The sequence below is a fragment of the Burkholderia lata genome (genome assembly GCF_902499335.1).
GTDB classification, from domain to species: Bacteria; Pseudomonadota; Gammaproteobacteria; order Burkholderiales; family Burkholderiaceae; genus Burkholderia; species Burkholderia lata_B.
Genome location: NZ_CABVQK010000006.1, coordinates 128,602 through 153,031, shown reverse-complemented (window position 1 = coordinate 153,031; position 24,430 = coordinate 128,602). Strand labels below are relative to the sequence as shown.

Below are 24,430 nucleotides of genomic sequence, written 5' to 3'. Positions count from 1 at the left end.
CGTCAGTTCGCCTGGCGGCGCTCCACAACGCGCTTGAGCACCCAGCGAATCGAGGAACCGTCGGCCGGCGGCTGCGCGACGCGGTATTCGTCGATTTGGAGCGTGTACAGGTAACCGGGCTGGTACGCGAAGCCTTCGATACCGGCGTACCACAGGCTCCACGGCTCGTTCGGGCTGTTGCGCACCTGCAGGCACTCCATCGGCGCGACGCCCGTGCAGCGCGCGGATTGCGGCGCGACATAGACAGTCTTGGTCACCGGCTTGCTGTCGGCCGGGCGCACGGCGTTCGACGCCGTGGCGACTGCGTCGGTCTGGCATCCGACGAGGAGCGTGCTGCCGGCAATGATGGCCGCGCCGAGCAGCGTTCTGGATTGGCGAATCATCTGATGTTCCTCAGGAAGCGTTGGAGGGCCGATTAGAGGCCCCCTCGGCAAGAAAGTTCACAAACAGCTTACAGAAGACGATCCGCCACATTCATTCGTGGGATGTCGCGCGCGAGCCGATACGTTACCGTGATCCGGTTCAGCCGCGCGCATCGCCGCCGGCGGCTCGCACGTGCACACCGGGCGACGGGGCCTGTTCCCACCCTGCCGACCCGGTGGCCGCAACAGGAGACAACCCGAATGACCACGGCGCCCGCGGCCCTGCCGCCCCATCTTGCCCAGTCGAAACTGACGCTCGAACAGTTCGACGCATTGCTCACGACGATCTACGAAGGCCCGCTGGAAGACGTGCCGTGGGGCCGCGCGCTGGAGCAGATCCGTATCCACCTGCACGCGAACTACGTGACGATGATCCTGCGCTGGCCCGCCAGCGGCCATGCGGGGCTGATGATCAATGCGTCCGAGCACAATGCGCCGCTGCCGGGCGTCGCGTCGTACAACACCTACTACTACGCGCTCGATCCGTTCGTGAACCTGCCGAGCGATCGCGTCGTCACCGTCGACGAACTGCTCGGCGTCGGCGTCTGGCGCAACAGCGCGATGTATCGCGAGTTTCTCGAGCCGTTCGACGTCGGGTACCTGATGGGCGCGGACCTGCGCACGCCCGACGGCATCGAGTGCCGTTTCCGCGTGTGCCGCTCGCATCGCGGCCGCGCGTTCTCGGCGACCGACAAGGCCGTCTGCAACGCGCTGCTGCCGCACCTGAAGCGCGCGGTGCGGCTGCACGCGAAGTTCGGGATGGTCGAATCCGAGCGCACGCTGTACGCGAGCACGATCGACCGCATGCTCGTCGCCACCGCGATCCTCGACGAGCGCGGCGCGATCATGAAGACCAATTGCGTCGCGGACGAGATCTTCGCCGAATGCGACGGCCTGCGCGTGCGCGGCGACGCGCTCGAAGCGTCGTATCCGCTGGAGGATCGCAAGCTGCAGAAGCTGATCCGGCAGGTGCTCGCGGAGCGCGCGGGCGGCGCGCCGTCGGTCGCGCAGGCGATCGCCGTGCCGCGCCCGTCCGGCAAGCCGCCGCTCGGCGTGCTGATCCGCGCGGTGCCGCTCAGCGAATGGTCCGAGGACAATCCGCGCCGGCCGGCGTGCGCGATCTTCATCCGCGATGCCGAGCGCAAGTCGCAGGCATCGCACGACATCGTGCGCAAGCTGTTCGACCTCACGCCGGCCGAAACCGCGCTGGCGCTCGCGCTCGTCAACGGGCAGACGCTCGAGGAAGCGGCCGACGAGCTCGCGATCAGCAAGAACACCGCGCGCTCGCATTTGCGCGCGATTTTTTCGAAGACGGGGGTCACGCGGCAGGCGACGCTCGTCAGGACGTTGCTGAACAGCGTGCTGTCGCTGGGGTGATGCTTTCGTGATGACGGCCCCGCCATCGAATCCGCCTAGTCCGTTTCAACGTCGAAGCACCGGCGCTTGCCGCCTAACCTGTCTCTCCACTCAGTGCCCCAGGAGACAGGCATGGAAAGCTTCGCAGGAAAAGTCGCCGTCGTGACCGGCGCCGCGACCGGCATCGGACGACAGGCCGCACTGTGCTTCGCCGAAGCCGGCGCGCGGGTCGCGCTGCTGGACACTGTCGTGTCCGCTGCCGAAGACGTCGCGCACGCGATCGAGCGCACCGGCGCGAAGGCGATCGTGCTGCGCACCGACGTATCGCGCGCCGACGACGTGCGCGACGCGATCGACACGACGGTCGCCACGTTCGGCCGCCTCGACATCGCATTCAACAACGCAGGCATCGCGCCTCGCGGCGCGCCCGTCGCCGAATTCGACGAGGACGAATGGGATCGCACGATCGCCGTGAACCTGAAAGGCGTGTGGCTGTGCATGAAACATGAATGCCGGCACATGCTGTCATTCGGCGGCGGTGCGATCGTCAACACGTCGTCGATCATGGGGCTCGTCAGCGGGCCCGGGCTCTCCGCGTATTCGGCATCGAAGAGCGGTGTCATCGGCCTCACGAAATCGGTGGCGATCGACTATGCGGGCCGCGGCATCCGCGTGAATGCGGTATGCCCCGGCGGCATCGCCCATACCGCGATCACCGACCGCCCGGAAAACCGCGACGACATGGCACGACTGACGCAGGCCACGCCGATGGCGCGGCTCGGCGAGCCGCGCGACATCGCGGAAACGGTGATGTGGCTGTGCTCGCCCGCCGCGCGCTTCGTCACCGGTCAGGCAATCGCCGTCGACGGCGGATTCACCGTGTGGTGATCGTGTACCATCGGCGCTTCCCGATACGCTTGATCGCGCTGCGTTCGTCTGCCCGATCACGAGCGTACGATCCGCACACCGCACCCCGCTTCGCATGACCTCACCCGTTCCGTCCGACACCGCGCTGCGCCCGCTGCCTATCGATGCGCTGACCGTGCCGGCCGCACTCGACGGACGCACGGGCACCAACCGCTCGAACAGCGCGCATCCGCAGATTGCCGCGACCAACGACCTCGACGCGGTGCGCGCCTGGCTCGCACGCTTCGTCGATACGCCGACCACGTTCCAGAACTATCGCAAGGAAGCCGAACGCCTGCTGCTGTGGGCCGTGATCGCGTGCGGCAAGCCGCTGTCGTCGCTCACGCACGAGGATCTGGTCGTCTACCGGCAGTTCCTGCTCGCCCCCGCGCCGGCCGAGCTGTGGTGCGCGAACGGCGGGCGCAAGCATCCGCGCGACGATCCGCGCTGGCGGCCGTTCTACGGGCCGCTGTCGGCGGCCAGCCAGCGGCAGGCTTTGGTGATCCTGAACGTGATGTTCTCGTGGCTCGTGCAGGCCGGCTATCTGGCCGGCAATCCGCTCGCGTTGTCGCGGCAGCGACAGCGCCGGCCCGCGCCGCGCGTCACGCGCCATCTCGGGCAGCCGCTGTGGCAGTCGGTCAAGGACGCGATCGCCGCGATGCCGCGCGACGACGCACGAGCAGGCTTCCATGCGGATCGTGCGCGCTGGCTGTTCACGCTGCTGTATCTCGGCGGGCTGCGCATCACCGAAGCGGCCGACACGACGATGGGCCAGTTCTTCTGCCGGCGCGACACGGACGGGCGCGACCGCTGGTGGCTCGACGTGACGGGCAAAGGCGGCCGGCAGCGGCTCGTGCCGGCCACCGATGAGATGATGGCCGAGCTGTCGCGCTACCGGCGCGCGCATGGCCTGCCCGCATTGCCTTCCGACGGCGAGCCCACGCCGCTCGTGCTGCCGGTCGGCCAGGCGCGCAAGCCGCTCACGCGCGCGGCGCTGCACCGGATCGTGAAGCAGGTGTTCCGGCACGCGGCCGACCGGCTGCGCGCGAACGGCGAAGCCGGCGAGCAGCAGGCGCGCGTGCTCGAACAGGCGTCCGCGCACTGGCTACGCCACAGCGCGGGCTCGCACATGGCCGACGGCCGCGTCGACCTGCGGCTCGTGCGCGACAACCTCGGCCACGTGTCGCTCACGACGACGAGCCAGTACCTGCATGCGGACGACGATTGGCGGCACCGCGAGACGGAGGAGAAACACCGGATCGGGTGGTAGGTGTGCACCGATCCGACGGGTCGCGGCTCGCGCAACGCGTCCGCGCTCAGTGATCCAGTTCGAGCCCGCCCAGGCCGCCGTTGCTGCGGCATTTCGCGCGTTCGCTTTTCTCCGGCACATCGATCTGGCCGCACAGCACGTCGATGCGCTTGCGGTAACTGTCGATCAGGCACTGCGTCGTCGTGCAGCGGTTACGCGCCTTCAGCCACGCCCTCTGGGTCGCCATGAACTGCTCGTACTCGGGCGGATCCTCGACCGGATAGTTGCTGAAATCGTAGAGCATGTGCTGGTAATCCGCGTTGAGCGCATCGTCGAGACGCGACAACGTCGGATTGGCGCAGATTTCGCGCTCCACGAACGTGGACGCCTTCGCGCAGTTGAACGACGCGGCGTGCGCGCCGGTCATGCCGGCCGCGACGGCCAGCGCAACGAGCCATGCTTTCATGTGGGTGCCGTAACGAAGAAAACGGCGGCCGCGGATCGGCTCGCCGTGACGGGACGAACGGGAACGTCCGTCGCCGGATGCCCGTCGCCGGGACCCGGCAGCTTAGGCCAACGCGCGTCGCATTTCAATACGCTGCCCCGCATCCCGGCACCTGCGCCGCATGGCATGGCATGGCACGGCACGGAATGCCCGATCAGTACACGGCCACCCAGTGCCCAGGCACCCACGCCCAATGATTGCCGGCCCAGCGGTAATGCCCCTTCGCCCAGTGATAGCCTGGCGCGGGCATCGGCGGCGCCACCTCGACGACGGGCGCCGGCTGCGGCGGCCGCACCGGTTCGACCACGCACGCGGACATCAGTGTCGCACTGGCCGCTACCAGCACGGTGAGCGAAACGGTTCGGATCTTCGTCATGTTGCATTCTCCCTTTTGTGTAATGGATGGGTCGCTGGCGATGCGGCAACGCGTTACGTCATGCGGCTCCGCGAATCAAGCCGCTCATCGGCCGCGCCGCACCGCTTTCCGCGAACAACGCGGACGCGGTACGGTGCGGATCGAGCCGCAGGCTTTCGGCGGCGGCGCCCGCGATCAGCGCGTCGAGCGACGCGGTCGGCTTCAGGTCGCGCCCTTCGTACAGGTCACCCGGCCGCAAACCCGGCCAGTCGGCAATCACGCGGCCGCCCGCGACCGCACCGCCCGCGAGCATCGCGACCGACGCCTGCCCGTGATCAGTCCCGCCCGTGCCGTTCGCGGCGGCCGTGCGGCCGAACTCGGTCGCGACCAGCACCGTGGTCTGCTGCCACACGGGCCCGAGGCCGTCGCGCAGCGCGGCGAGCATCGTGTCGAGCGCTTTCAGCTGATTCGCGAGCCGTGCGTTCTGCGCGCTGTGCGTGTCCCAGCCGCCCGTCTCGATCATCGCGATGCGCGGGCCGTCGTCGCGCGCGAGAAACGTCGCGGCGAGCTTGCCGACACCCGCCGGGTCCTGCCGCGCATGCGCATCACCGGCGAGGCCGCGCGCGTCCATCGCCGATTGCCACAACGGGCCGAGCTGCGCATCGGCCTCGTAGAGCGCCGACACGCGCGCGAGCAGGTCGTCCGGCGCGGCCGGCAAGCCGGACGGCGCGTACGACGCGGCCTGCACGGTGCCGCGCAACGCGAGCGGCACGGTCGGCGCGAACGCGATCGCGCTTTCACGCGTGGCCGGCAGCAGCGCGGCGAGCCGGTTCAGCCAGCCGTCCTTCACCTGGTATGGCGCGCGGCCGCCCGTCTCGAGCACGTTCTGCCCGTCGAAGTGCGAGCGGTCGCGATACGGCGATGCAATCGCGTGAACGAACAGCGCATGCCCGTCGCGGTACAGCTGCGCGGTCTGCACGAGCGACGGATGCAGCGCGAACGTGCCGTCGAGCCGCGTCGCGGCCGCCGTGTCGATCGCGAGCGGGCCGCGCAGCGACGCATACGCGGGTTCCGCATACGGGACGACGATGTTCAGGCCGTCGGCCGCGCCGCGCTGGATCACGAACACGAAGCGCCGGTCGGTCTCGACGTTCGCGAACACGATCCGCGGCGCGACGAGGATCGCGCCCGCGCCGGCGGCGGCCACGCTCAGGAATTGTCGGCGGGACAGTGTCATGGTCATCTCCGTTGGAAATCAGGCGATACGAGCAGCAGCGCAAGCGATGTGGTTGCGCTTTCGGCGCGCGACAGCGCGGTTGCCGTCGGCGCGCTCAACGAACCGGCGAGCAGCGTGTTACCGAGCGTGCGCGCGTCGAGCCGGTCACCCGTGCGCGCGGCCAGCCGCTGCGCCAGCTCGACGCGGCGCACGAGCGCGTCGGGCGCGGCCCAGCTCGCGGCAACGTCGTCGTAACCGGCCGGCGAGCCCGGCCGCCACACCGGCTGGCCGAGCTGCGTGAGCAGCGGCGCGGCCTTCAGGTCGCCGGTGTCGTGCCAGCCGAGCCCGCGCAGCGACGACACGGCCCACTCCCACGGCGTCTTGAACTTGCGGTTGACCGGCGACCACGCATCGGGTGCATCAACGAGTGCGCGATAGACGGTCGGCAAATCGCCGCCGCTCGCATCGAACGCGCGGGCCAGCCGGTCGGTCAGCGCGGGCGGCGGATTGTCGGCGACAAAATGACGGGCAAGCTGGAACGCGATATGCCGGCCGGTCGCCTCAGAATGCGCGAGGTCGTGCAGGATCGCGCGCGCCTGCGCTTCGCCGGGCTGGTCGTAGCTGCGCCCCATCACGGTCCGCGCGCCGGGCTCGTGCAATTTCGGGCGGAACACGAACGCGCCGGGCGCCGCATCGCCGGGCTGCGGGCCGCGCCCGCCGGCGATGCTCCAGCCGGTCAGCGCACGCGCGAATTCCGTTACGTCGGCCTGCGTGTAACCCGTGCGTACGCCGAGCGTGTGCAACTCCATGATTTCGCGCGCGAGGTTTTCGTTGAGCCCGCGCCTGCCCGACGGATTGCGCGCTTCGGCACGCAACGCGGCCGGGCTGTCGGGGCCGACCGAGCGCGCCTGGTCGAGGAAGAGCTGCATCGCGGGATGCTGCTCGGCGGCGACCAGCATGTCCTCGAAACGGCCGAGCACGTGCGGGCGGATCGCGTCGCGTTCGAACGCGCCCGCGTAGGCCGCCACCGGCCCCTTGTCGATCGACACCGCGAAATGGTTCGCCCAGAAATGTACGAGACGCTCGACGAACGGCGCGGGCGTGTTCAGCGCACTGTTCAGCCGCGCGACGACGGCGCTGCGATACGTGTCGTTGCCGTCGCGCCGGATCGACTGCTCGGTCGCGCGCTTCGTTGCCGGATCGTCGCCGGTCATCGCATTGCGCGCGTTCGCGAAGCGCGTGGCGAGCGCGACCGCGTCGGGCTCGCCGGCCCACGCGGCCGGCCGCGCGTCGTAACGGTCGAATTGCGCGACGAGCGCCGCCTTCGGGTCGGCTGGCGGCGCTTCGTCGGCCCGCGCGCCGAGACCGAAGCGGTTCAGCGCGATGGCGGCCGGTGTGATGTCGTTCGGGTGGTCCATGACGGGGCTCTCGCGATGCGTACCCGTGTTTAACGTCGGTCGGCGGGAAATCCGTCGCTGCGAAGACGAATTTTCTGGATTCGTCGCGTGGGGTTGAATGCGTGCGGGCTGCCGTCTTAATTTCCATCGCGGATTCGACTGACGGATGCAGCGAATCGCGGGATCGCCCAGCCGCCGAATCGTCGTTCCGTGCGTTGCCGCAGGCTGTGCATGCTTCGAAATCCGGGTGAAAGGTCTTCACCTTTCACAAACCTGACCGGCTCGGATCGACACGCTCGCGGGTGGAAACCCGGAATCGGCGCATCCCTGCTCGCCGCGTCGAAGCCGCCAGGCGCTTGCCCTTCCCGGAAAGCGATCTAGACTCGTGTAACGACGTTCGTATGAAGGCATGAAGGACGGCACGCGCTGCCTCAAGCGCGATAACGGCGAAATCGTTCAGTTCGTCGAATCGCATTGGGCGCCGCGCGTCGGGAAGAAGACGACGGTTCGGGCAGCCACGGCCCGGCACGATCGCGTCGACGTGGCGCCACTACATTGACCAGGAGAAGCTGCCGCACTCCGGCCGGCCACGGCGGAGTGCGCCGGCCACCGTCACGATGCCAAACCGTCCCGTCAGCCTGCGTGCGCGATTTCGTCGCTTCCGTTCGATGCGCCCGCCTTCGCGCTGGACAACCGCGTGGCTGCTCGCCGTCGTGTTGACGCTGCACGGCCATGCGGTGCATGCGCAGAACCAGCCCAAGGTCGTCGACATTCCGACCCGTCCCGGCGTGACTCAGCGGTTTCTCTTCATCGCGCCGGACGCACCGAAGGCCGCGGCCATTCTTTATGCCGGCGGACACGGCGGGCTGCAACTGGAGCCGTCCGGACGGTTCGGATGGGGCGCAGGCAACTTTCTCGTCCGCACCCGGCAGCTGTTCGTGAATGACGGTATCGCTGTCGCGGTCATCGATGCACCGAGCGACCGCCAATCCGAGCCCTACCTCAACGGCTTTCGACTCTCGAAGGAACATGCCGACGACGCACGCGCGGTGATCGCCTGGTTGAGGGAGCAACTGCACGTACCGGTCTGGCTGGTCGGGACGAGCCGCGGCACGCAGTCCGCTGCTGCCATTGCGATTGCGCTGGCCGGCGGCGGCGGGCCCGACGGTATCGTGCTGACGTCCACCATCCTCCGCGAAGGTCGAGGCGGTACCGCGGTCACGGACATGAACCTTGCCAGCCTCAGGATTCCGGTGCTCGTCGTGCATCACGAGAAAGACGGCTGCAGGAATTGTCCGGTATCCGAAACGGATACGCTGATGAAGAAGCTGGACCAGTCGCCGAAAGCCGACCTGATGATCGTGTCGGGCGGCACGTCCCGGGGCGATCCGTGCGAAGCATTTGCCTATCACGGCTTCAATGGCCTGGAGAACGGCGTGGTCGACGCGATCTCCACGTGGATGCTTGCCCGTTGAATGCGCCCGCCGCGTAACGACTCGCGGCTTCTTTGCGATCCCTTGCTGAAGCGTGCCCGCAAGCGTTGCCGATCAGCCTTCAGCACATGCGTTGCACATGACTGACAAGGCGCGCCGCCGCGCGTCGTCCGCGCGGCGTTCCTTACTGACTCCCCGCGTCACCCTGCTTCTTCTGCCACTTCGGCGGCAGCCGCCAGTTGCCGCTACGCCGCAATCCGTCGACGAACTTCGCACGCTCGTCCGGCGTCAGCGTCGCCGCGAAATCGACGACGCTGCGCTCGACCTGCGCACGCAGCGCGGTATCGGCCGCGCGCGTGCGGTCGAGCGCGGCGTCGATCGCCGTACGATCGAGTTGCGGCGCGGCGAGCAGATCGAGCACGGTGATCCGGTCGTCGCGCCCTTCCCGCGCGAAATCGCGGCCGTCCTTGCGCGCCGCCTTCAGCGCCGCGACGAATTCCTGCTGGCGCGCGTCCGGCAATCCGTCCGCGGCGAAACGCAACGCGGTGCGCGACGCCGGTGCGCCCGCGGCCCGCAGGTCGCGATGCGTCGAGAACCACTGATACGCACCGCCGCCGATCGCGCCGAGCATGAATACGTTCAGCACGACCGAACCGACGAGGACGAATTTCCAGCCACGCTCACTCATTCATCACTCCAGTCCACGCTCGGTCCGCCGAACGTCGTTGTCAGATAGCCCGGCTCATGCGCAGGCGGCACGCTGCCGAGCATCAGCATCGACACGGCCACCGCGCCCGCGAGCGCGCCGGCCAGGCCCACGCCCGCGAATGCCGCGCCCGACCACCACACGTTGCCCCGCCGCCGCGCGCGGCGCGGTGCGGGCGCCGTCGCGACGATGCGCTCGACGAGCGCCGGCGCGGGCGGTGCGACCGTATCGTTGGCGAGCCACGCATCGAGTTCGGCGGCATCGTCCAGCGCGGCCAATGCGTCGCCCGGATGCGCGCGCGCCCATGCCTCGGCGGCTGCGCGCTCGCCGTCCGGCCAGCGCCGCGCATCCGAGCCGTACGCGGCGACGATGGTACGAAATCGTTCGGGTGTCATCGGATGTCCTCGCTAGGTGAATCGCCGGCCAGTTGCGCGCGCAAGTTTCGCCGTGCGCGCGCGAGCAGGCTTTCCAGCGCGTCGACGGTAATGCCCATCAGGTTGGCCGCCTCCACGTTCGACATTTCCTGATAGTACTGGAGCACGAGCGCTTCGCGCTGCCGCGCGGGCAACGCCGCGAGCGCCTGCCGCACACGCGCGTCGCGCGAGCGGATCTCCGCGCGGGTAGCCGGCTCCGGTTGAGGATCGGGCACGTCGGGCAACACGTCGACCGGTTCCTCGCGGCGGCCGCGCAAACGGTCGTAGCACAGATTCAGCACGACGCGATGCAGCCACGTGTCGAACCGTGCCTCGCCTTCGCGCCAGCCCGGCGCCTGTTTCCAGATCCGCAAGAACGTCTCCTGTGCGACGTCCTCGGCTTCCGTGCGGTCGCCGAGCATGCGCGTCGCGAGTGCGAGCAGCCGCGGCAGCTTGCGCGCGACGAGCATGCGCACGGCCGACGCGTCGCGCGCGCCGACCCGTGCCACCAGTGCCGCGTCCGGATCGCCGTCGCTCAACGCAGGGCGCTCCAGTGCATCGCGCGTCTGTGCCGCGGCGCGATCGTTGATGCGCCCGCCGGCAGACTGAAGCTCATCGTCGTGCTCTCCTTGCATGCGCCGCGCCATTACCCGGCCCCGCCACACCGGCGGTTCGGGATCGCCGCACGCATCGCGCACGGCCTCGGCAAGGTCCGTTTCATCGGCATCCGTTTCAGGCTGCATGGCGATCGTGTCGATCGGGTGCCGGCCGCCCGGTCGCGTTCGCGTGAGCGGCGGCCGGCGCGCTCAATATACGACGACCGGCGCGGGCCGGTAATAGGCCGGACGCGCCGGCACCACGACACAGCCGGCCAGCACGATGGCTGCGGCCGCCAGTATCACCACGGTTCGAAAAGGCATGGTCGCGCCTCATGACGTTGCGGGAAAGAGCCGCCGCGCCGGCACCGCGTGCCGTGCGGCGACATGCGCATCAGGCCCAGTGGCCCGGAACCCAGCGCCACGCCGGGCCGCGCGCGGCCCAGTGGCCCGGCACCCAGTGATAGCCGACGCGAACCAGTTGCCAGTGGCCCGGAATCCACACGTAGCGGCCCTGCCGCCAGTGCCAGTGGCCCTGGTCCCACACATAGCCCGCGCGCGGCGCCGGCATCACTTCGACGCGAGGCGGCGGCGGCGCGTAAGGCGCGACGATGACGGCCTGCGCGAAGGCGGCGGACGCAGCGAGCGCGGCCATGCATGCGGCGGCAAACCGCAACGGATTGGAAAGCTTCATGAAAGACTCCGGGGTAGCGGGTATCGACCGGAAGCGGCCGTTCATGCGTTAAACGGCGCGGGCAAACAGAATCCGTCGCGACGCCGGCAAATAAATTTCGGCCGAACCGGATGCACGTCGGCGCAGGCCGGATGCCGCGATCCGCACGCTCGGGCAGGTGCCCACGCTCACGCGGGGTTGCCGTGCTGTCACAACCCGGCAAAACTGCCCTCCGACAATGTTCGCACCGGGATCCCGCTCGTTTCCGGCCCACGCCCCGGCCACGTTCGCACGCGGCCAGGCGGTTCCACATCTCGCGTCTCCACCAACGAAAACACCGACCATGTCGAACCAGGACAACTCCCCGATCCAGCCGAACGAGCCGGCCGCGTCCGTGTCGCGTCGCGGCTTCCTGAAACTCGCCGGCGTATCCGGCCTCGCCACCGCCGCAGGCGGCCTCGCGGCAGCCAGGGCCGCCGCGTCGAACCCGGACGGCACCCCCGAACAGGTCCACCTGACGTGGGGCAACGACCCGACGTCGGAAGTCGTGATCTCGTGGGCCTCGCTCGCGCCGGCCGTCAATCCGCGCGCGCGCATCGTCGCCGACGGCGAGCCGGCACGCACCGTGCACGGCGTCCAGCGCCTGTACACCGACGGCCTGAACGGCGAAACCGTGTTCGCGTACCACGCTCGCGTGCACGGGCTGAAGCCGAATACGCACTACCGCTACGAGATCACGGCCGACAACGACAGCAACGCCGCGCAGCCGTTCTCCGCGAATTTCTCGACCGCGCCGCGCGGCCGTGCGCCGTTCCGCTTCACGAGCTACGGCGATCTCGCGACGCCGAACGGCGCGTGGGTGCTGTCGTCGCCGCAGAGCCGCTTCGCGGTACAGGCCGTCGAGCAGTTCCAGCCGCTGTTCCACCTGCTGAACGGCGACCTCTGCTACGCGAACCTGAACCCCGCGCACCAGCCCGAGGTGTGGCGCGATTTCGGCAACAACAACCAGACGTCGGCCGCGAATCGTCCGTGGATGCCGTGCCCCGGCAATCACGAGATCGAGTTCAACAACGGCCCGCAGGGGCTCGACTCGTATCTCGCGCGCTATACGCTGCCGGAGAACGGCACGCGCTTCCAGGGCCGCTGGTACAGCTTCCGCGTGAGCTCGGTGCTGTTCGTCTCGCTCGACGCCGACGATGTCGTGTACCAGGACGCCGCCGCATTCGTCGGCGGCCCCGCGCCGCTCGTGCCGGCCGCGAGCACCGGCCACCCGCCGATCGAGCCCGGCACGTCGTTCTACGTGCGCGGCTACAGCAACGGCGAGCAGACGCGCTGGCTCGAACACACGCTGCGTCACGCCGCGCATGACGACGACATCGACTGGATCGTCGTGCAGATGCACCAGGACGCGCTCAGTTCGTCGAAGACGGGCAACGGTTCCGACAAGGGCATTCGCGAAGCATGGCTGCCGCTGTTCGACCGTTACGGCGTCGACCTCGTGCTGTGCGGCCACGATCACGACTACGAGCGCAGCTACCCGGTGCGCGGCTGCAATCACCGCGCGGGCGTGGACGCGACGACCGGCGAAGTCGTCGAGACGCTGCAGCCGCGTCCGGTCGGCTCGAACGACCCGGACCGCACGAAGTTCGACACGAGCCACGGCACGATCCACCTGATCCTCGGCGGCGGCGGCACCAGCGCGCCGCTCGACGTGTACGGCGAGAACCCGGCGACCGGCTTTGCGCGGGCGAAGGTGTTCACGAAACCGAACCGGCCGGTGCCGGGCACGGCGCCGAATACGTTCGTGCGCCAGCCGGCCGACGCGCTCGAGGATGCGATCTGGTCCGCGCGCCGCGATACGGGCACCGGCTACGGGATCGCGGTGTTCGACCACGACCCGGGCAAGCCGGGCGGGCACACGACGATCACGATGCGCTACTACCACGCGCCGGGCGCCGACCAGCACCCGACCGCCGACTACGAGCTGTTCGAGACGATCGAACTGAGCAAGAAGCGGAACGAACGGTGATGTGGCAGGCGCCCGTTGCGACGGGCGCCTGATATCGTGCCGTTGCCGGACGTTGTGCGATGACACGCGCTAGACTGCGCGCCTCGCATACCGGCCCATGAAGATGAGTTTCGAATACCGCATCCACACGACGCCGTCGGCCGACGCATTCGATGCCATCGCGAATGCGTTGCGGCAAGCGCACGACGATATCGACATCGATCCCGACCGGCGACAGCTCGAAGTCCGTGGCGACGCCGGCGGCTGGCCGCTGATCGCCCTGTCGACCGACAAAGACGGTTTCTTCGTTGTCACGACACTCGGGCCGACGCGAAACGCGATACTCGACTCGATCGGCCACGCGTTGTCGGCAATCGGCGCGGCATGGCGCATCGACGACGCGTGACCGGTTGCCGCGCGACACCCGTGCTCCCGGACCGGCCGCAAGCGCCGGGCTGATCACCGCCAACGCCGCGGCTCGATCTCCGTCACCCCGTTAAACTACGCGTTTTCGTCGACAATGGCCGTCCCGCATGCCGAATGCGCGCGTGGCTCATGCAGGCGGAACCGAATCATCCGAAATCGAATTTGAATGTTGAAACAGGCAGGAAGCATGAAGCGCAAGAATAAGGCAACGCTCGCCGGGCTCGGCGCGGTGTTGTTGTGGGCCTCCGTGGTCGCCCTCGTTCGTGGAGTCAGCGAAAACCTCGGCGCGACCGGCGGCGCCGCGATGATCTATACGGTGGCATCCGTGCTTCTGCTGTTTACGATCGGCTTCCCCGATCTGAGCAAATTCCCGAAAAACTACCTGATCTGGGGCGGGTTGCTGTTCGTCGCGTACGAGCTGTGCCTGTCGCTCGCCATCGGCTATGCGAACACCGGCCAGCAGGCGATCGAAGTCTCGATGGTCAACTATCTGTGGCCGAGCTTCACGCTGGTCGCGGCGATCGTGTTCAACAAGCAGCGCGCCAACCTGCTGGTCGTGCCCGGCGTCCTGCTGTCGATGCTCGGAATCTGCCGGGTGCTCGGCGGCGCCCAGGGCCTCGACCCGGCCGGGATGCTGCACAACGTCGCGGACAATCCGCTGAGCTACGGCCTCGCGTTCTTCGGCGCGCTGATCTGGGCCGGCTATTGCACGGTGACGGCGCGTATCGCCGACGGGAAGAACGGCGTCACGCCGTTCTTCATGCTGGTGGCGCTGGTGCTCTGGATCAAGTTCGCGATCGAAGGCGGCGGCGGCATGACGTTCAGCCTGCATGCGGTCATCTACATCGTGCTGGCGGCATCCGCGCTGGGGTTCGGCTATGCGGCCTGGAACACCGGCATCATGCACGGCAACGTGACGGTCATCGTCGGCGCGTCGTACTTCACCCCGGTGCTCGCCGCCATGCTCGCCGCGACGCTGCTGCATGCGCCGCTGTCGATCGAATTCTGGCAAGGCGCATCGATGGTATGCGGCGGGTCGATCCTGTGCTGGCTCGCGACCCGCAGCCGGCGCAGTGCAAAAGCCGCACCCGTCCGGGTCGGCAACGAAGCGCAGGGCAATTGCCAGGGCTGACGATGCCGGGGGCTTTCGCCGGGATGCAGTTCGGACGCACACGACGCCCCTGCAAACCGGCAACGACTCGCGCTAGCTGCGCGATTCCAGCGCGATACGCACGGCCAACCCGGCCAGCACCGTGCCCATCAACCAGCGCTGGGCCGACGCCCAGACCGGCCGCCCCGCCAGAAAGCCCGCGATGCCACCGGCCATGCAGGCAATCAGCGCGTTTACGCTGACGCTCACCGCGATCTGCACGCAGCCGAGCGCCAGCGATTGCGCGAGCACACTGCCGTGCCCCGGCGTAATGAATTGCGGCAGCAGCGACAGATACATCACCGCGATCTTCGGATTCGCGAGGTTCGTGACGAAGCCCATCGTGAAGAGCCTGGCGCGGCTATCGTGTGGCAGCTGCCTGACCTGGAACGCCGAGCGACCGCCCGGCTTCAGCGCCTGCCACGCCAGGTACGCCAGATAAAACGCACCGGCAAAGCGCAACGCGTCGTACGCAAACGGCACGGCCATCACCAGCGCGGTGATGCCCAGCGCCGCGCACACCATGTAGAAAACGAACCCCAGCGCGACGCCGCCGAGCGACACCAGTCCGGCACGGCGCCCCTGGCAGATCGAACGCGAAACCAGGTAGATCATGTTCGGCCCGGGTGTCAGCACCATGCCGAGCGACACGAGTCCAAATGCAAGCAAGGTGGGCAAGGCCGGCACGGCAATCTCCTTCGGGGCGAAGCGGTCAGGGGGCGGGTCCGAACAATGTAGTGCATCCCAACGACCATCGGCATGAATAAAGTTCAAGTTGCCCATGAGCGCGGTTCATCGCACCGGCCGTTCGTTACTGCCCTTTCTCGCACGCGCGTGGATCGCCTTCGCCGCCTTTGCCCGTTGCGCGTCGACGAGCCGCACGAACGCGTCGGTGATCGCATTTCCGGCCGCATTCCACGACAACCGCACCGAGCGATGCAACCTCGGCGACAGTTCCAGCACGCGACCACCGAACGGCGTATACGTGAGCGTGATGCGCGGAACGATCGACACCCCCATGCCGGCTTCAGCCATCGACAGAATGGTACGCATCTCGACCACGTTGAACGCAGCCCGCAGCGGCACGCCGCCGCGCGCGAAGTAATCCGCGATCACCGGCCCGCAGCCCGCCTTCGAGAAAATGAACGGCGCCGCGGACAACTGCTTTGCCGACACGCTCTTGCGGCCGGCGAACATGCCGTCCGCCGCCACCGCGACAAAATCCTCGTCGAGCAGCGGCAGGTTGTGCGCGAACGTCTTCGTGCCGGCCACCACGCCGACATCGGCCGTACCGTCGTCGATCCACCCTTCGACCTCGCTGTCCGTGCCTTCGAGCAGCACCGCCGACACGCCCTGGTGCATCTCCTTCAACGCCTCGAGCGCAGGCACGACGAACGCCAGCGACACGCTCGGCAGCGACGCGACCACCAGCTTCCCCTCGAGCTTGCCGCGCGACAGGCTGAACTGCTGGCGCAGCAGCTGCGCTTCCCGCACCACGTTCTGGACGTACGGCCACAGGCGCTCGCCCGCCGCCGTCAGGACGACCGGCTGCCGGTCGCGCCAGAGCAGCTTGACCTCCGTGATGTCCTCCAGCTCGGTCAATGCATGACTGATCGCGGATTGACTGCGGCTCAACCGGTCGGCCGCGGCCGTGAGTGAGCCGAGTTCGACCACGGCCGCCAGGGCCTGCAACTGGGCAAGCGTCATCGGGTCTCCTTGTTCAAGGGTATGTATGCCACGCATGAGGCGACAAACTTTCATGAATTATATTGAACCGTGGAAATGATCGCGCCGACGCTACCGATGGCGCGCCGCCGCCAGTGCCGCATGTCCTCCGCAACGCTCAGGTAAGATGCATCCTCGAATCGCCTGTCGATTGCCTGCTGACCCGGCCGCACGACGGTACGGCGCCATGCGATCGACTTCCGGTTCAAGCCAACCCAGAACAAATGCGTGCGACACGCACGCGACCGCAACGGGCTGAGTCGACAGCGCTCGCTGCCGGATATGCCGCGACATGCCATTCCATGATGCATTTCAATCTGACTGAAGGTGTGCTGGTCTCCAGCCTGCAGGGGCTCAGTGCGTTCGATCTGGCCGGCATCGCCGTCGCGCTGTTGCTGGGCGGCATGGCCAAGGGGATCACGGGCATCGGCGTGCCGCTGATCGCGATGCCGATACTCAGCCAGTTCCTGCCGATCCGGCATGCGGTGCTGCTGCTGTCGATGCCGATCATCCTCGGCAACATTCCGCAGGCGCTGGAAGGCGGCCAGGTGCTGGCGACGGCACGCAAGATCGCCGCGCCGATCGCGGGCACCGTGATCGGCAACATCGTCGGTGTCGCGATCCTGCTGTCGCTCAATCCGGGTCATGCGCAGGCGGCGTCCGGCGCGCTGCTGATCGTCGCCGCGGCGCTGATGCTCGCCGCGCCGAAGCTCAACCTGCCGGACGCGTGGCAGAAGCCCGTCGGCTTCGCGCTCGGCTTCGGTGCGGCGCTGATGGAAAGCATCGCGTCGGTTCCCGGCCCGCTGCTCGCCACCTACCTGATTTCGTCCGGTGCGACCGGCCGCGTCTTCACGAAGCAGATCGCGATCATCCTCGTGGTGTCGATCGTCACGCTGATCACGACGTTCAGCGGCGCCGCGCACGCGAGCGGCGCCGACCTCGCGATCTCGGCGGCGGCCAGCCTGCCGGCCATTGCCGGCATGTGGCTCGTTCGCCCGCTGCGGGACAAGATGTCGCCCCGCCTCTTCAGGATGGTCGTGCTGCTGTTCGTGCTCGTCGCGGCATCGCAGATGATCTGGAAATCGGGCGTGTTCCGGCACGGCGGACCGCACGTTACCCAGGCCGGCAACGCGCACGTGGGCAAGAACTAGCAGGCGACGCATCGCCATCGATCGCGCATGCGTTCTGAAAGCTGCCAGGCGTAGTATTCGCGGACTCGGCGTATCGCCCCGCCCGACGGTGCGGACGATACGTCACCGACTTTGCTGCTCGCGCGCCGATGCCCACATTGGCGCTGCCGCGCTTTCAGAGGCATGACATGGAAACCTACGTATTGCTCGGCTGCGGATTCGGCCTCGGCCTGTTGATCGCCGTCTGGGGCATCTGGCAACTCAAGTAACGCTCGCCAGCGCCGTCCGCGCGCAAGCGATCCGTATGGAGATGGACGGGAAACTGTAGTTTGCGGCGACGTTCATCGCCCAATTATTTCGCACTCCGATCGAGCTACCCGTGTCGGCTTCCGTTCGAAAGCAAGCGCGATCGAGCTGCATCGAAGCGCCCGCACTCGGTCTTGAGCCAGTCCGAAAAAGCCGCAGTACGCGGATCGTCGGGATTGCGCGACAACAGCATGTAGCGCGCCGGCGCACGCACATGCCTGCCGAAGACATCCACGAGCCGTCCGCTCGCGATCTCGTCATGCACCAGCGCGGCGCGCCCCATCGCGACGCCCTGATGGTTCAGTGCGGCCGTGATGGCCAGGCTGGAGAAATTGAACTGCGGGCCGTCAAGTTGCGCAGCCCAAGCCGGACGGACTGCTTCCAGCCACGTGCGCCACTCCACGAACTCGGGTGCACCGCCCCACGGAGCAGCGTCGTGCAGCAGGACGACGCCGTCCAGCGATTCCCCGCTGGCAAAGGACGGATGCTGCGCCAGATACGCAGGCGTGGCGACCGGAAACAGGATTTCGTCGAGAATGGCCTCGGCATGCAGACGATCGTATTCCACCGGGTCGTAGCGCACCGCCACATCGATGTCGTCGGTCTCCATGGCCTGACGATCCAGCACCTGAAACTCGGCCTTCACGCGAACCGGCACGTTCGGTTGTTGCCGGTGAAATTCGGACAGGCGCGGCATCAGCCATTGCAGCGCGAGCGACGGCAGGCAACTCACCTGCAGTGGCGCGTCCGACATGCCAAGCGCCTGAAGCGTGCGATTGATGTCGACGAACGCGCTCGACATCGTCCCGAGCAGGATTCCGCCCTTCTCGGTCAGCTTCAGCCCGCGCGCCTGGCGCACGAACAGCGGATAACCGAGCCGGTCCTCCAGGTGGCGGATCTGCTGGCTCACGGCGCTCTGCGTCAGGTTGAACGCCTGCGCCGTCTTCGTGAAGCTCAGCAACCGGCCTGCCGTTTCAAAGCAGAGCAACGCACCAAGGATCGAACCGTCGAGTCGCATAAATATAAGCCAGGCTAATGCATCCATTAGAAATCGGCGCTTTTGCGCAGCCGTCCTGAATCGTAGCATTCCGGCCATATGTCCCACATACCAGATGAAAGGCCGATCCATGACCATCACGCTCCAGCCCGCCGATCTATTAGCCAAACTGCAATCTCTCCACCCGCTGCTGTGGCTGAATCCCCATGCCGGCGGCCCGCTGCCGCACGACGCGCCGGGGCTCGGCGCCATCTCGATGGCCGAAGCGCGGCTGGCGCGCTGCGAACCGCTGATGGCCGAGCTGTTTCCCGAGCTCGCGGCGAGCGCGGGAAAAATCGAATCGCCGCTGATGCCGGCAGACAGGCTGCAGCGCATGCTGTCGCTCCCGGCAGACGCACACGGCGCGTGGTTCATCAAGCGCGACGACGCGTTGCCGGTCGCCGGTTCGATCAAGGCGCGCGGCGGCTTTCATGAAGTGCTCGCACTCGCGGAGTCGATCGCGATCGAGCACGGGCTGCTCGCCCCCACGGGCGACCGGCGGATCCTCGCATCGGCCGCCGCACGCGACCTGTTTGCCGCGCACACCGTCATCGTCGGCAGCACCGGCAATCTCGGCCTGAGCATCGGCGTGATCGCCGCCGCGCTGGGGTTCGAGTCGGTCGTTCACATGTCGACCGACGCAAAGCCGTGGAAGAAGGCGCGCCTGAGAAAGCGCGGCGTTCGCGTAATCGAACATGACGGCGACTACGCACAAGCGGTCGCGGCCGGACGCGCGCAGGCACGCGATCGGCCGCGCAGCCACTTCGTCGACGACGAAGGCTCGCTGATGCTGTTCCTCGGCTACGCGGCCAGCGCCCGGTATCTCGCCGCGCAGCTCGCCGAGGCGGGCCGCCGCGTGGACGCGACGCACCCGCTCTTCGTCCATATCCCGTGCGGCGTCGGCGGCGCACCGGGCGGCATCGCGTATGGTCTCAAGGCGCTATTCGGCGAGCACGTGCATTGCTTCTTTGCCGAACCCGTCGCTTCGCCGTGCATGCTGGTTCAGCTGGCCGCCGGCCCCGGGAAACCCGTGTCCGTCTATGACGCGGGGCTCGACAACCGGACCGAGGCCGATGGCCTGGCCGTCGCACAGGCATCGCACCTCGTCAGTCCGCTGATGGCTTCCCTGCTGTCGGGCGTCTTCACCGTCAGCGACGCGCAGCTCTACGCCCAGTTGCTCGCGGTTCAGCGCGCGACGGGCGTGGAACTCGAGCCGTCGGCCGCCGCTGCCATCGGCGGTCCCGGCTGGCTGACGCAGTCCCCGGCCGGCCGCGACTACGTGCATCGCCACGCGATCGACCTGCGCCAGTCGACGCACATCATCTGGGCAACGGGTGGCTCGCTCGTGCCGCCGGAAGAACATCGCCGCTTCCAGTCTCATGCGAAAGCGCTCGCCGGTGCTGCAGTCGACATGTGACGCGTTGGGGCCGGCGTCCAGCCTCGTTCCCGAAGACACGTTAGACTGTCTCGATGGAACAATGCCGTTATTGCCAGAGAATCCGCGATGAATGGGATTGCCACGGTGACGAATGCCGCCGGGCAATCGCCAAGGCGCTGCGCCGGCAGCGTGCGGGCCTGCCCATGGTGCCCGATCGCATCCGCAACGAACTGCCGTCCGGCGCGCCGACCCAGCAGGTGATCGCCGTGCTGTCGCGCCAGCGCCTGCGCGCGCGCCGCGGCAACGAGGAACGCCGGGAGCGCAAGGAAATCGACGACGACGTCTGATCCGGCAGCGTCGCCGCCTGTCCGCCTCCCCTCCGCCCGCGCCTCCGCCGCCGGGCGCCCATCCGTGCGCGTCATCCGCGCGGCGCACGTCCGCCCGCTCCCTTGCAAATCCGGCAACGCCGAATAGGGACAGAACGCATTTATCTCGAAATTATTGTCTCGGCTGCAACGATCTTTCGCCAAAACTCACGTTTACCCTAGGTCGACCGGCGCCTACGATGTAATCAACCGCTTACGACATGGTGTCGAACGCGGAAAGCCAAAAACATCGGAGGTCATCATGAAATCGCTCGTTTCCGCAGTCGTTGCCGCTGTCGCCCTGTCCGCCTCGTTCGGCGCATTCGCCCAAAGCACCGTGACCCGCGCCCAAGTGCGCAACGAGCTGGTCCAGCTCGAAAGCGCCGGCTACAAGCCGAGCCAGTCGAGCCCGTACTACCCGGCCGACATCCAGGCCGCACAAGCACGCGTGCACGCCGCCGACAACAGCGGCTACGGTGCGCAACCGGCCGCGACCGTCCAGGGTGGCGCACCGGCAGCCAAGGTGCAAAACCCGCGCGACTCGGTCTACTTCGGCCACTAAGCCAGCCGCTGCGCGCCTTCGCGCGCAGTCCGCACCGGCAACGAGCCCGTCCCGCGACGGGCTCGTTGCGTTTGCATCGTACCCGTCAGCCGCCGGCCGTCACCGGCTGCCGCCCGACGCGACACGGCCGGCCGCTTCGTCCGTCCCGCTGCCTGTGCCGCCGCCTGAGCCGCTCCCGCTGCCGACCAGTTCCTGATAGCGCACGAACGCGCACTGCGTGGACGCCTTCGCCGCGTACATCGCAGCGTCGGCCTTGACGAGCAGTTCCTCGGCCGACGCGCCATCGGCCGGAAACTCGCTGACGCCGATGCTCGCGCCGACGGCCACGCGCCGGTCGCCGAACTCCAGTTCCTCGGCCATCACGAGCTGGATGCGCGACGCGACGTCACCGATCACCGACGGCGAACGCACGTCCGAAATCAGCACGATGAATTCGTCGCCGCCGAGCCGCGCGACCATGTCACCGCCGCGCAGCGCGAGGCTCAGCCGCTTGGCGACCGCGACGAGCGCGCGGTCGCCGGCCGAGTGCCCGTGCTGGTCGTTGATCTGCTTGAAGCGGTCGAGATCGACGAACATCACGGCCAGCCCCTCATGCACCGCGGCCGCCCGCCGGATCGCGGCATCGAGATGCTCCATGAACAGCAGGCGATTCGGCAGCGCGGTCAGCGCATCGTGGCCGGCGAGGTGCGTGAGCTCCAGCTGCTTCGCACGCAGCATCCCGACCTGCGTGCGGATCTCGACACGCATGCTGTCGAAACAGCGCGCGAGGACGCCGATCTCGTCGGCGCGCCCGACCGGCAACTGCTCGGCGACCGGATCGTCGAACACGTGCGTCGCGGCGCGCGCGAGTGTCTGCAGCGGCCGCGTCATCGCACGCGCGAACAGGATCGCGAGGATCACCGCCATCAGGCTCGACACGAGCACCATCCGGACGATCCGTTCGCCGAGCATGCCGGCCGGCGCCAGCACATCGGTGAGCGGACGCCCCATCCCGAGCACGACGAAGCGGTTGCCTTCGTCGTGACCGAACGGCGTGCGCGCGAACGCGAACATCTGTCCCGGCGCTGCGTCGGGCTCCGCGAGGCCATTGAGCGTCACGCTCGCGCGTGCGCTGTCGAACAGCGCGCGGGTGGCGGCAAAGCGGTCCTGCATCAGCACGCGCCTGCCGCGATCGAAACCGAACGTCTGCGACGGATCAGGGTGCACGAGGAAATCGCCCCACTCGTTCGCGAGATACACCGCGTAGTCATCCGGCAGGTCGCGCTCGAGCCGGGCGAACACGCGCGACAGCTCGACGTCGACGACGAGCGCGCCAACCGTCTGGCCCGACGCATCGACGACCGGCGTGCCCACGCGCAGGATCGGCAGCCCTTCGGCCGCGTGCGACCCCGTCTCGTGGTTGATCACGATCGGCGACAGGTAGATATGACCGGGCGCCGTCGCGAGCGTATCGAATACGTAGGAAAACTGTCCTTTCTCCTGGAACGCACTGTCCGGCAGCACGACGATGCCGTGCGCATCGCGATCGACGCGGATGCGTTCGAGCCCGAAATCCCCGCGCGCGATCAGGCGGATCTGCAGATACTCCGGGTGATTTCTCATAAAGCTGACGAAGACCTGCTCGAGCCGCGCGCGTGGCGCGCCATCCTGGTTGCCGCCGCCCGAGACCAGAGCGCACGACGGCAGCTGCGCGAGCACGAGCGCATCGTCAGCGACGTCGGCCAGCGCCGTGGTGAAGCGTTGCCCGAGCAGTTGCGTCGACATCAGCAGGCTGTGCTGCGCTTCCTGCACGAGCATCGTGCGGTTCGCGCGATACGCGTAATAGCCGGTCGTGCCGGAGGCGATCACGCCGATGCACGCAAACAGCACCGACAGTTTCGACGTGAGCCCGAGCCGGATCATTTTCCGAACCGCTCCGGACGGTCGCCCGACACGATGCGGCTCCACAGCGATTCGCGCCGCGCGATGTCCTCGACGGGCTGGAGCCAGACGAGATGCTGGTGCCCGGTGTCGAGGCCCGGTGGCGCCGCGAGCGTGTTCGCGAGGCCCTGGCGTTCGGTCAGCAGCGCACCGATCGCCGGCTCGAGCATGTAGTTGATCCATGCGAACGCGAGCTCGGGATGTTGCGCGCCGCGCGTGACGGCCCAGCAGTCGAGCCACGCGAGCGCGCCTTCATCCGGAATCACGTAGCCGACGTCCGCGCCGGCCCGCCGCAGCAGTTCGACCTGCTGCGTGCCGTAGTTGCCGAACATCAGCGCCGCGCGATGCTGGACGAACAGCTCGGTCGCCTCTTCAGGAAGCGTGTAGTACGTCAGCAGGTTGCGGCGCAGGTCGATCAGCTTGTGCGCGACGGCGAGCGTCTGCGCAGGCGACAGGCGAAACGGATCGGAATAGCCGAGCGCCAGCGCCGCGAACGAAAAATTGTGCTGCGCGCTGTTGAAGTCGAGCACCTTGCCGCGGTAGCGCGGATTCCACAGCTCCCGCATCGAGCGCGGCGCGGCCGGCACCTGCTTGCGGTCGTAGATCAGCCCCATCGATGAATACGTGAACGGGATCGCATACGTGGCGCCCTCTTCGACGAGCCCGTCGATCGTCGCGAGCTGCTGGAAGTTCGGCAACTGGCGCCGCCGGTTCGGGATGCGCGACAGGTCGATCGGCGCGAGCAAGCGTTCGTGCGCATAGCGCTGGATCTCGGCCGTGTTCGCGGCCAGCACGTCGTACGGCGGTGGCGCCGCGCTGTGCATCCGCGCCCACAGTGCTTCGTCGGAGTCGACGAACGTCACTTCGACACGTGCGTGAAATTGCGCCTCGAACGCGCTGACGACGTCGCTGTCCGCATAGCCGGGCCATGCAAGCACGCGCAGCACGTTGTCGTTGACGGCTTCGGGAGACGCGGCGAACGCCGCGAGCGCAGGGGCAAGCAAGCCCACTGTCAAAATGATGAGCAGCCTGCGCACGGCGATACGTACGCGCGTACGTGCGCCGATTCCCCTGATGAATAGGACCCCGTGTGAATCGCCCGGCTGCATTCGACTGTCCTTTTTCGAGTCGATGCGATATCCCGCAACAAGACCATAAAACCTACGGTCGCGCAATCGGAAGAAGCCGTACAAGGGG

The 24,430-nt window shown here is 67.8% G+C and carries 26 protein-coding genes; 12 read left to right on the top strand and 14 right to left on the bottom strand.

The genetic code is table 11. From position 1 onward, the window contains the following. Positions 1 to 2 precede the first annotated feature (2 nt). Complete coding sequence (locus BCO18175_RS16345) at positions 3 to 383, bottom strand: DUF4377 domain-containing protein (RefSeq protein ID WP_174970009.1); 381 nt, start codon at positions 381 to 383, stop codon at positions 3 to 5. A gap of 240 nt (positions 384 to 623) precedes the next feature. On the opposite strand from BCO18175_RS16345, the gene BCO18175_RS16340 reads away from it, so the two are divergent. The 3 genes from BCO18175_RS16340 (at position 624) to BCO18175_RS16330 (ending at position 3,954) form a co-directional block, all read left to right on the top strand. After that, a complete protein-coding gene (locus BCO18175_RS16340; protein ID WP_174982460.1) occupies positions 624 to 1,799 on the top strand; it encodes a helix-turn-helix transcriptional regulator in 1,176 nt (391 codons plus the stop codon). Positions 1,800 to 1,910: 111 nt separating this feature from the next. Continuing rightward, complete coding sequence (locus BCO18175_RS16335) at positions 1,911 to 2,666, top strand: SDR family NAD(P)-dependent oxidoreductase (protein WP_174982459.1); 756 nt, start codon at positions 1,911 to 1,913, stop codon at positions 2,664 to 2,666. Between the two features lie 94 nt (positions 2,667 to 2,760). Next, entirely contained in the window at positions 2,761 to 3,954 is a 1,194-nt protein-coding gene (locus tag BCO18175_RS16330; protein WP_174982457.1) for a tyrosine-type recombinase/integrase, read from the top strand. 46 nt (positions 3,955 to 4,000) lie between these two features. On the opposite strand, the gene BCO18175_RS16325 is transcribed toward BCO18175_RS16330, so the two are convergent. The 4 genes from BCO18175_RS16325 to BCO18175_RS16310 all read right to left on the bottom strand — a co-directional run bounded on the left by BCO18175_RS16325 (position 4,001) and on the right by BCO18175_RS16310 (position 7,427). Next, positions 4,001 to 4,399 (bottom strand): lysozyme inhibitor LprI family protein, encoded by a 399-nt coding sequence (locus BCO18175_RS16325; protein ID WP_174982455.1) that lies wholly within the window; start codon positions 4,397 to 4,399, stop codon positions 4,001 to 4,003. 193 nt (positions 4,400 to 4,592) lie between these two features. Then, positions 4,593 to 4,814, bottom strand: a complete 222-nt coding sequence (locus BCO18175_RS16320; RefSeq protein WP_174982453.1) for a YXWGXW repeat-containing protein — start codon at positions 4,812 to 4,814, stop codon at positions 4,593 to 4,595. Positions 4,815 to 4,872: 58 nt separating this feature from the next. After that, positions 4,873 to 6,030 (bottom strand): DUF1501 domain-containing protein, encoded by a 1,158-nt coding sequence (locus BCO18175_RS16315; protein ID WP_438820501.1) that lies wholly within the window; start codon positions 6,028 to 6,030, stop codon positions 4,873 to 4,875. Positions 6,031 to 6,032: 2 nt separating this feature from the next. Next, positions 6,033 to 7,427 (bottom strand): DUF1800 domain-containing protein, encoded by a 1,395-nt coding sequence (locus tag BCO18175_RS16310; RefSeq protein WP_174982450.1) that lies wholly within the window; start codon positions 7,425 to 7,427, stop codon positions 6,033 to 6,035. A 388-nt stretch (positions 7,428 to 7,815) separates the two neighbouring features. On the opposite strand from BCO18175_RS16310, the gene BCO18175_RS16305 reads away from it, so the two are divergent. Together BCO18175_RS16305 and BCO18175_RS16300 are read left to right on the top strand one after the other, a co-directional pair. Continuing rightward, a complete protein-coding gene (locus BCO18175_RS16305; RefSeq protein WP_174982448.1) occupies positions 7,816 to 7,965 on the top strand; it encodes a hypothetical protein in 150 nt (49 codons plus the stop codon). Between the two features lie 109 nt (positions 7,966 to 8,074). Then, complete coding sequence (locus BCO18175_RS16300) at positions 8,075 to 8,881, top strand: alpha/beta hydrolase (protein ID WP_174982446.1); 807 nt, start codon at positions 8,075 to 8,077, stop codon at positions 8,879 to 8,881. Positions 8,882 to 9,023: 142 nt separating this feature from the next. Here BCO18175_RS16300 and BCO18175_RS16295 read toward each other — a convergent pair whose 3' ends face one another. The 4 genes from BCO18175_RS16295 to BCO18175_RS16280 all read right to left on the bottom strand — a co-directional run bounded on the left by BCO18175_RS16295 (position 9,024) and on the right by BCO18175_RS16280 (position 11,248). Beyond that, positions 9,024 to 9,527: a periplasmic heavy metal sensor gene (locus tag BCO18175_RS16295; RefSeq protein ID WP_174982444.1), complete on the bottom strand. Its 504-nt coding sequence runs from the start codon at positions 9,525 to 9,527 to the stop codon at positions 9,024 to 9,026. Next, positions 9,524 to 9,940, bottom strand: coding sequence for a hypothetical protein (locus BCO18175_RS16290; protein WP_174982442.1), 417 nt, complete (start codon positions 9,938 to 9,940; stop codon positions 9,524 to 9,526). The genes BCO18175_RS16295 and BCO18175_RS16290 overlap by 4 nt, the downstream gene beginning before the upstream one ends. Continuing rightward, on the bottom strand, positions 9,937 to 10,701 hold the full coding sequence (locus tag BCO18175_RS16285) for an RNA polymerase sigma factor (protein ID WP_174982440.1): 765 nt from the start codon (positions 10,699 to 10,701) through the stop codon (positions 9,937 to 9,939). Before BCO18175_RS16285 ends, BCO18175_RS16290 begins: the two co-directional genes overlap by 4 nt. 247 nt (positions 10,702 to 10,948) lie before the next feature. After that, complete coding sequence (locus tag BCO18175_RS16280; RefSeq protein ID WP_174982438.1) at positions 10,949 to 11,248, bottom strand: YXWGXW repeat-containing protein; 300 nt, start codon at positions 11,246 to 11,248, stop codon at positions 10,949 to 10,951. Positions 11,249 to 11,570: 322 nt separating this feature from the next. Between BCO18175_RS16280 and BCO18175_RS16275 the strand changes: the two genes are divergently transcribed. From BCO18175_RS16275 to yddG, 3 genes are all read left to right on the top strand, one after another. Continuing rightward, a complete protein-coding gene (locus BCO18175_RS16275) occupies positions 11,571 to 13,256 on the top strand; it encodes a purple acid phosphatase family protein (RefSeq protein WP_174982436.1) in 1,686 nt (561 codons plus the stop codon). Positions 13,257 to 13,353: 97 nt separating this feature from the next. Next, the gene (locus tag BCO18175_RS16270) at positions 13,354 to 13,641 is read left to right on the top strand and encodes a hypothetical protein (protein WP_174982434.1); all 288 of its coding nucleotides are present in this window, start codon (positions 13,354 to 13,356) and stop codon (positions 13,639 to 13,641) included. Between the two features lie 207 nt (positions 13,642 to 13,848). Beyond that, positions 13,849 to 14,793, top strand: a complete 945-nt coding sequence (gene yddG / locus BCO18175_RS16265) for an aromatic amino acid DMT transporter YddG (protein ID WP_174982432.1) — start codon at positions 13,849 to 13,851, stop codon at positions 14,791 to 14,793. Between the two features lie 72 nt (positions 14,794 to 14,865). On the opposite strand, the gene BCO18175_RS16260 is transcribed toward yddG, so the two are convergent. After that, complete coding sequence (locus BCO18175_RS16260; RefSeq protein WP_174982923.1) at positions 14,866 to 15,498, bottom strand: LysE family translocator; 633 nt, start codon at positions 15,496 to 15,498, stop codon at positions 14,866 to 14,868. A gap of 105 nt (positions 15,499 to 15,603) precedes the next feature. Continuing rightward, on the bottom strand, positions 15,604 to 16,518 hold the full coding sequence (locus BCO18175_RS16255) for a LysR family transcriptional regulator (RefSeq protein WP_174982431.1): 915 nt from the start codon (positions 16,516 to 16,518) through the stop codon (positions 15,604 to 15,606). A gap of 320 nt (positions 16,519 to 16,838) precedes the next feature. Here BCO18175_RS16255 and BCO18175_RS16250 point away from each other — a divergent pair, with 320 nt between their 5' ends. Then, positions 16,839 to 17,687 carry a sulfite exporter TauE/SafE family protein gene (locus tag BCO18175_RS16250; protein WP_174982429.1) on the top strand — a complete coding sequence of 283 codons (849 nt, stop codon included), beginning with the start codon at positions 16,839 to 16,841 and terminating at the stop codon, positions 17,685 to 17,687. A 352-nt stretch (positions 17,688 to 18,039) separates the two neighbouring features. Here the strand turns inward: BCO18175_RS16250 and BCO18175_RS16245 are convergent, their stop codons facing one another. Further along, on the bottom strand, positions 18,040 to 18,996 hold the full coding sequence (locus BCO18175_RS16245) for a LysR substrate-binding domain-containing protein (protein WP_174982921.1): 957 nt from the start codon (positions 18,994 to 18,996) through the stop codon (positions 18,040 to 18,042). A gap of 88 nt (positions 18,997 to 19,084) precedes the next feature. Between BCO18175_RS16245 and BCO18175_RS16240 the strand changes: the two genes are divergently transcribed. The 3 genes from BCO18175_RS16240 (at position 19,085) to BCO18175_RS16230 (ending at position 21,313) form a co-directional block, all read left to right on the top strand. Next, complete coding sequence (locus BCO18175_RS16240) at positions 19,085 to 20,425, top strand: D-serine ammonia-lyase (RefSeq protein WP_174982427.1); 1,341 nt, start codon at positions 19,085 to 19,087, stop codon at positions 20,423 to 20,425. Between the two features lie 53 nt (positions 20,426 to 20,478). Further along, complete coding sequence (locus tag BCO18175_RS16235) at positions 20,479 to 20,733, top strand: hypothetical protein (RefSeq protein ID WP_027791787.1); 255 nt, start codon at positions 20,479 to 20,481, stop codon at positions 20,731 to 20,733. A gap of 280 nt (positions 20,734 to 21,013) precedes the next feature. Then, positions 21,014 to 21,313: a DUF4148 domain-containing protein gene (locus BCO18175_RS16230; protein ID WP_089447804.1), complete on the top strand. Its 300-nt coding sequence runs from the start codon at positions 21,014 to 21,016 to the stop codon at positions 21,311 to 21,313. Positions 21,314 to 21,412: 99 nt separating this feature from the next. Here BCO18175_RS16230 and BCO18175_RS16225 read toward each other — a convergent pair whose 3' ends face one another. Together BCO18175_RS16225 and BCO18175_RS16220 are read right to left on the bottom strand one after the other, a co-directional pair. Next, the gene (locus tag BCO18175_RS16225) at positions 21,413 to 23,215 is read right to left on the bottom strand and encodes a GGDEF domain-containing protein (protein ID WP_174982425.1); all 1,803 of its coding nucleotides are present in this window, start codon (positions 23,213 to 23,215) and stop codon (positions 21,413 to 21,415) included. After that, the gene (locus BCO18175_RS16220) at positions 23,212 to 24,342 is read right to left on the bottom strand and encodes an extracellular solute-binding protein (protein ID WP_174982422.1); all 1,131 of its coding nucleotides are present in this window, start codon (positions 24,340 to 24,342) and stop codon (positions 23,212 to 23,214) included. Before BCO18175_RS16220 ends, BCO18175_RS16225 begins: the two co-directional genes overlap by 4 nt. Positions 24,343 to 24,430: the final 88 nt, after the last annotated feature.

Bases quoted from the DNA above. Each gene is read 5' to 3' on its own strand.
- BCO18175_RS16305 (WP_174982448.1), top strand. From the start codon at position 7,816: ATGAAGGACGGCACGCGCTGCCTCAAGCGCGATAACGGCGAAATCGTT.
- BCO18175_RS16315 (WP_438820501.1), bottom strand. From the start codon at position 6,030: ATGACACTGTCCCGCCGACAATTCCTGAGCGTGGCCGCCGCCGGCGCG.
- BCO18175_RS16280 (WP_174982438.1), bottom strand. From the start codon at position 11,248: ATGAAGCTTTCCAATCCGTTGCGGTTTGCCGCCGCATGCATGGCCGCG.
- BCO18175_RS16335 (WP_174982459.1), top strand. From the start codon at position 1,911: ATGGAAAGCTTCGCAGGAAAAGTCGCCGTCGTGACCGGCGCCGCGACC.
- BCO18175_RS16230 (WP_089447804.1), top strand. From the start codon at position 21,014: ATGAAATCGCTCGTTTCCGCAGTCGTTGCCGCTGTCGCCCTGTCCGCC.
- BCO18175_RS16300 (WP_174982446.1), top strand. From the start codon at position 8,075: ATGCGCCCGCCTTCGCGCTGGACAACCGCGTGGCTGCTCGCCGTCGTG.
- BCO18175_RS16240 (WP_174982427.1), top strand. From the start codon at position 19,085: ATGAAAGGCCGATCCATGACCATCACGCTCCAGCCCGCCGATCTATTA.
- BCO18175_RS16330 (WP_174982457.1), top strand. From the start codon at position 2,761: ATGACCTCACCCGTTCCGTCCGACACCGCGCTGCGCCCGCTGCCTATC.
- BCO18175_RS16325 (WP_174982455.1), bottom strand. From the start codon at position 4,399: ATGAAAGCATGGCTCGTTGCGCTGGCCGTCGCGGCCGGCATGACCGGC.
- BCO18175_RS16235 (WP_027791787.1), top strand. From the start codon at position 20,479: ATGGAACAATGCCGTTATTGCCAGAGAATCCGCGATGAATGGGATTGC.
- BCO18175_RS16290 (WP_174982442.1), bottom strand. From the start codon at position 9,940: ATGACACCCGAACGATTTCGTACCATCGTCGCCGCGTACGGCTCGGAT.
- BCO18175_RS16310 (WP_174982450.1), bottom strand. From the start codon at position 7,427: ATGGACCACCCGAACGACATCACACCGGCCGCCATCGCGCTGAACCGC.
- BCO18175_RS16255 (WP_174982431.1), bottom strand. From the start codon at position 16,518: ATGACGCTTGCCCAGTTGCAGGCCCTGGCGGCCGTGGTCGAACTCGGC.
- BCO18175_RS16225 (WP_174982425.1), bottom strand. From the start codon at position 23,215: ATGATCCGGCTCGGGCTCACGTCGAAACTGTCGGTGCTGTTTGCGTGC.
- BCO18175_RS16345 (WP_174970009.1), bottom strand. From the start codon at position 383: ATGATTCGCCAATCCAGAACGCTGCTCGGCGCGGCCATCATTGCCGGC.
- BCO18175_RS16270 (WP_174982434.1), top strand. From the start codon at position 13,354: ATGAAGATGAGTTTCGAATACCGCATCCACACGACGCCGTCGGCCGAC.
- BCO18175_RS16250 (WP_174982429.1), top strand. From the start codon at position 16,839: ATGATGCATTTCAATCTGACTGAAGGTGTGCTGGTCTCCAGCCTGCAG.
- yddG (WP_174982432.1), top strand. From the start codon at position 13,849: ATGAAGCGCAAGAATAAGGCAACGCTCGCCGGGCTCGGCGCGGTGTTG.
- BCO18175_RS16340 (WP_174982460.1), top strand. From the start codon at position 624: ATGACCACGGCGCCCGCGGCCCTGCCGCCCCATCTTGCCCAGTCGAAA.
- BCO18175_RS16285 (WP_174982440.1), bottom strand. From the start codon at position 10,701: ATGCAGCCTGAAACGGATGCCGATGAAACGGACCTTGCCGAGGCCGTG.
- BCO18175_RS16295 (WP_174982444.1), bottom strand. From the start codon at position 9,527: ATGAGTGAGCGTGGCTGGAAATTCGTCCTCGTCGGTTCGGTCGTGCTG.
- BCO18175_RS16320 (WP_174982453.1), bottom strand. From the start codon at position 4,814: ATGACGAAGATCCGAACCGTTTCGCTCACCGTGCTGGTAGCGGCCAGT.
- BCO18175_RS16220 (WP_174982422.1), bottom strand. From the start codon at position 24,342: ATGCAGCCGGGCGATTCACACGGGGTCCTATTCATCAGGGGAATCGGC.
- BCO18175_RS16275 (WP_174982436.1), top strand. From the start codon at position 11,571: ATGTCGAACCAGGACAACTCCCCGATCCAGCCGAACGAGCCGGCCGCG.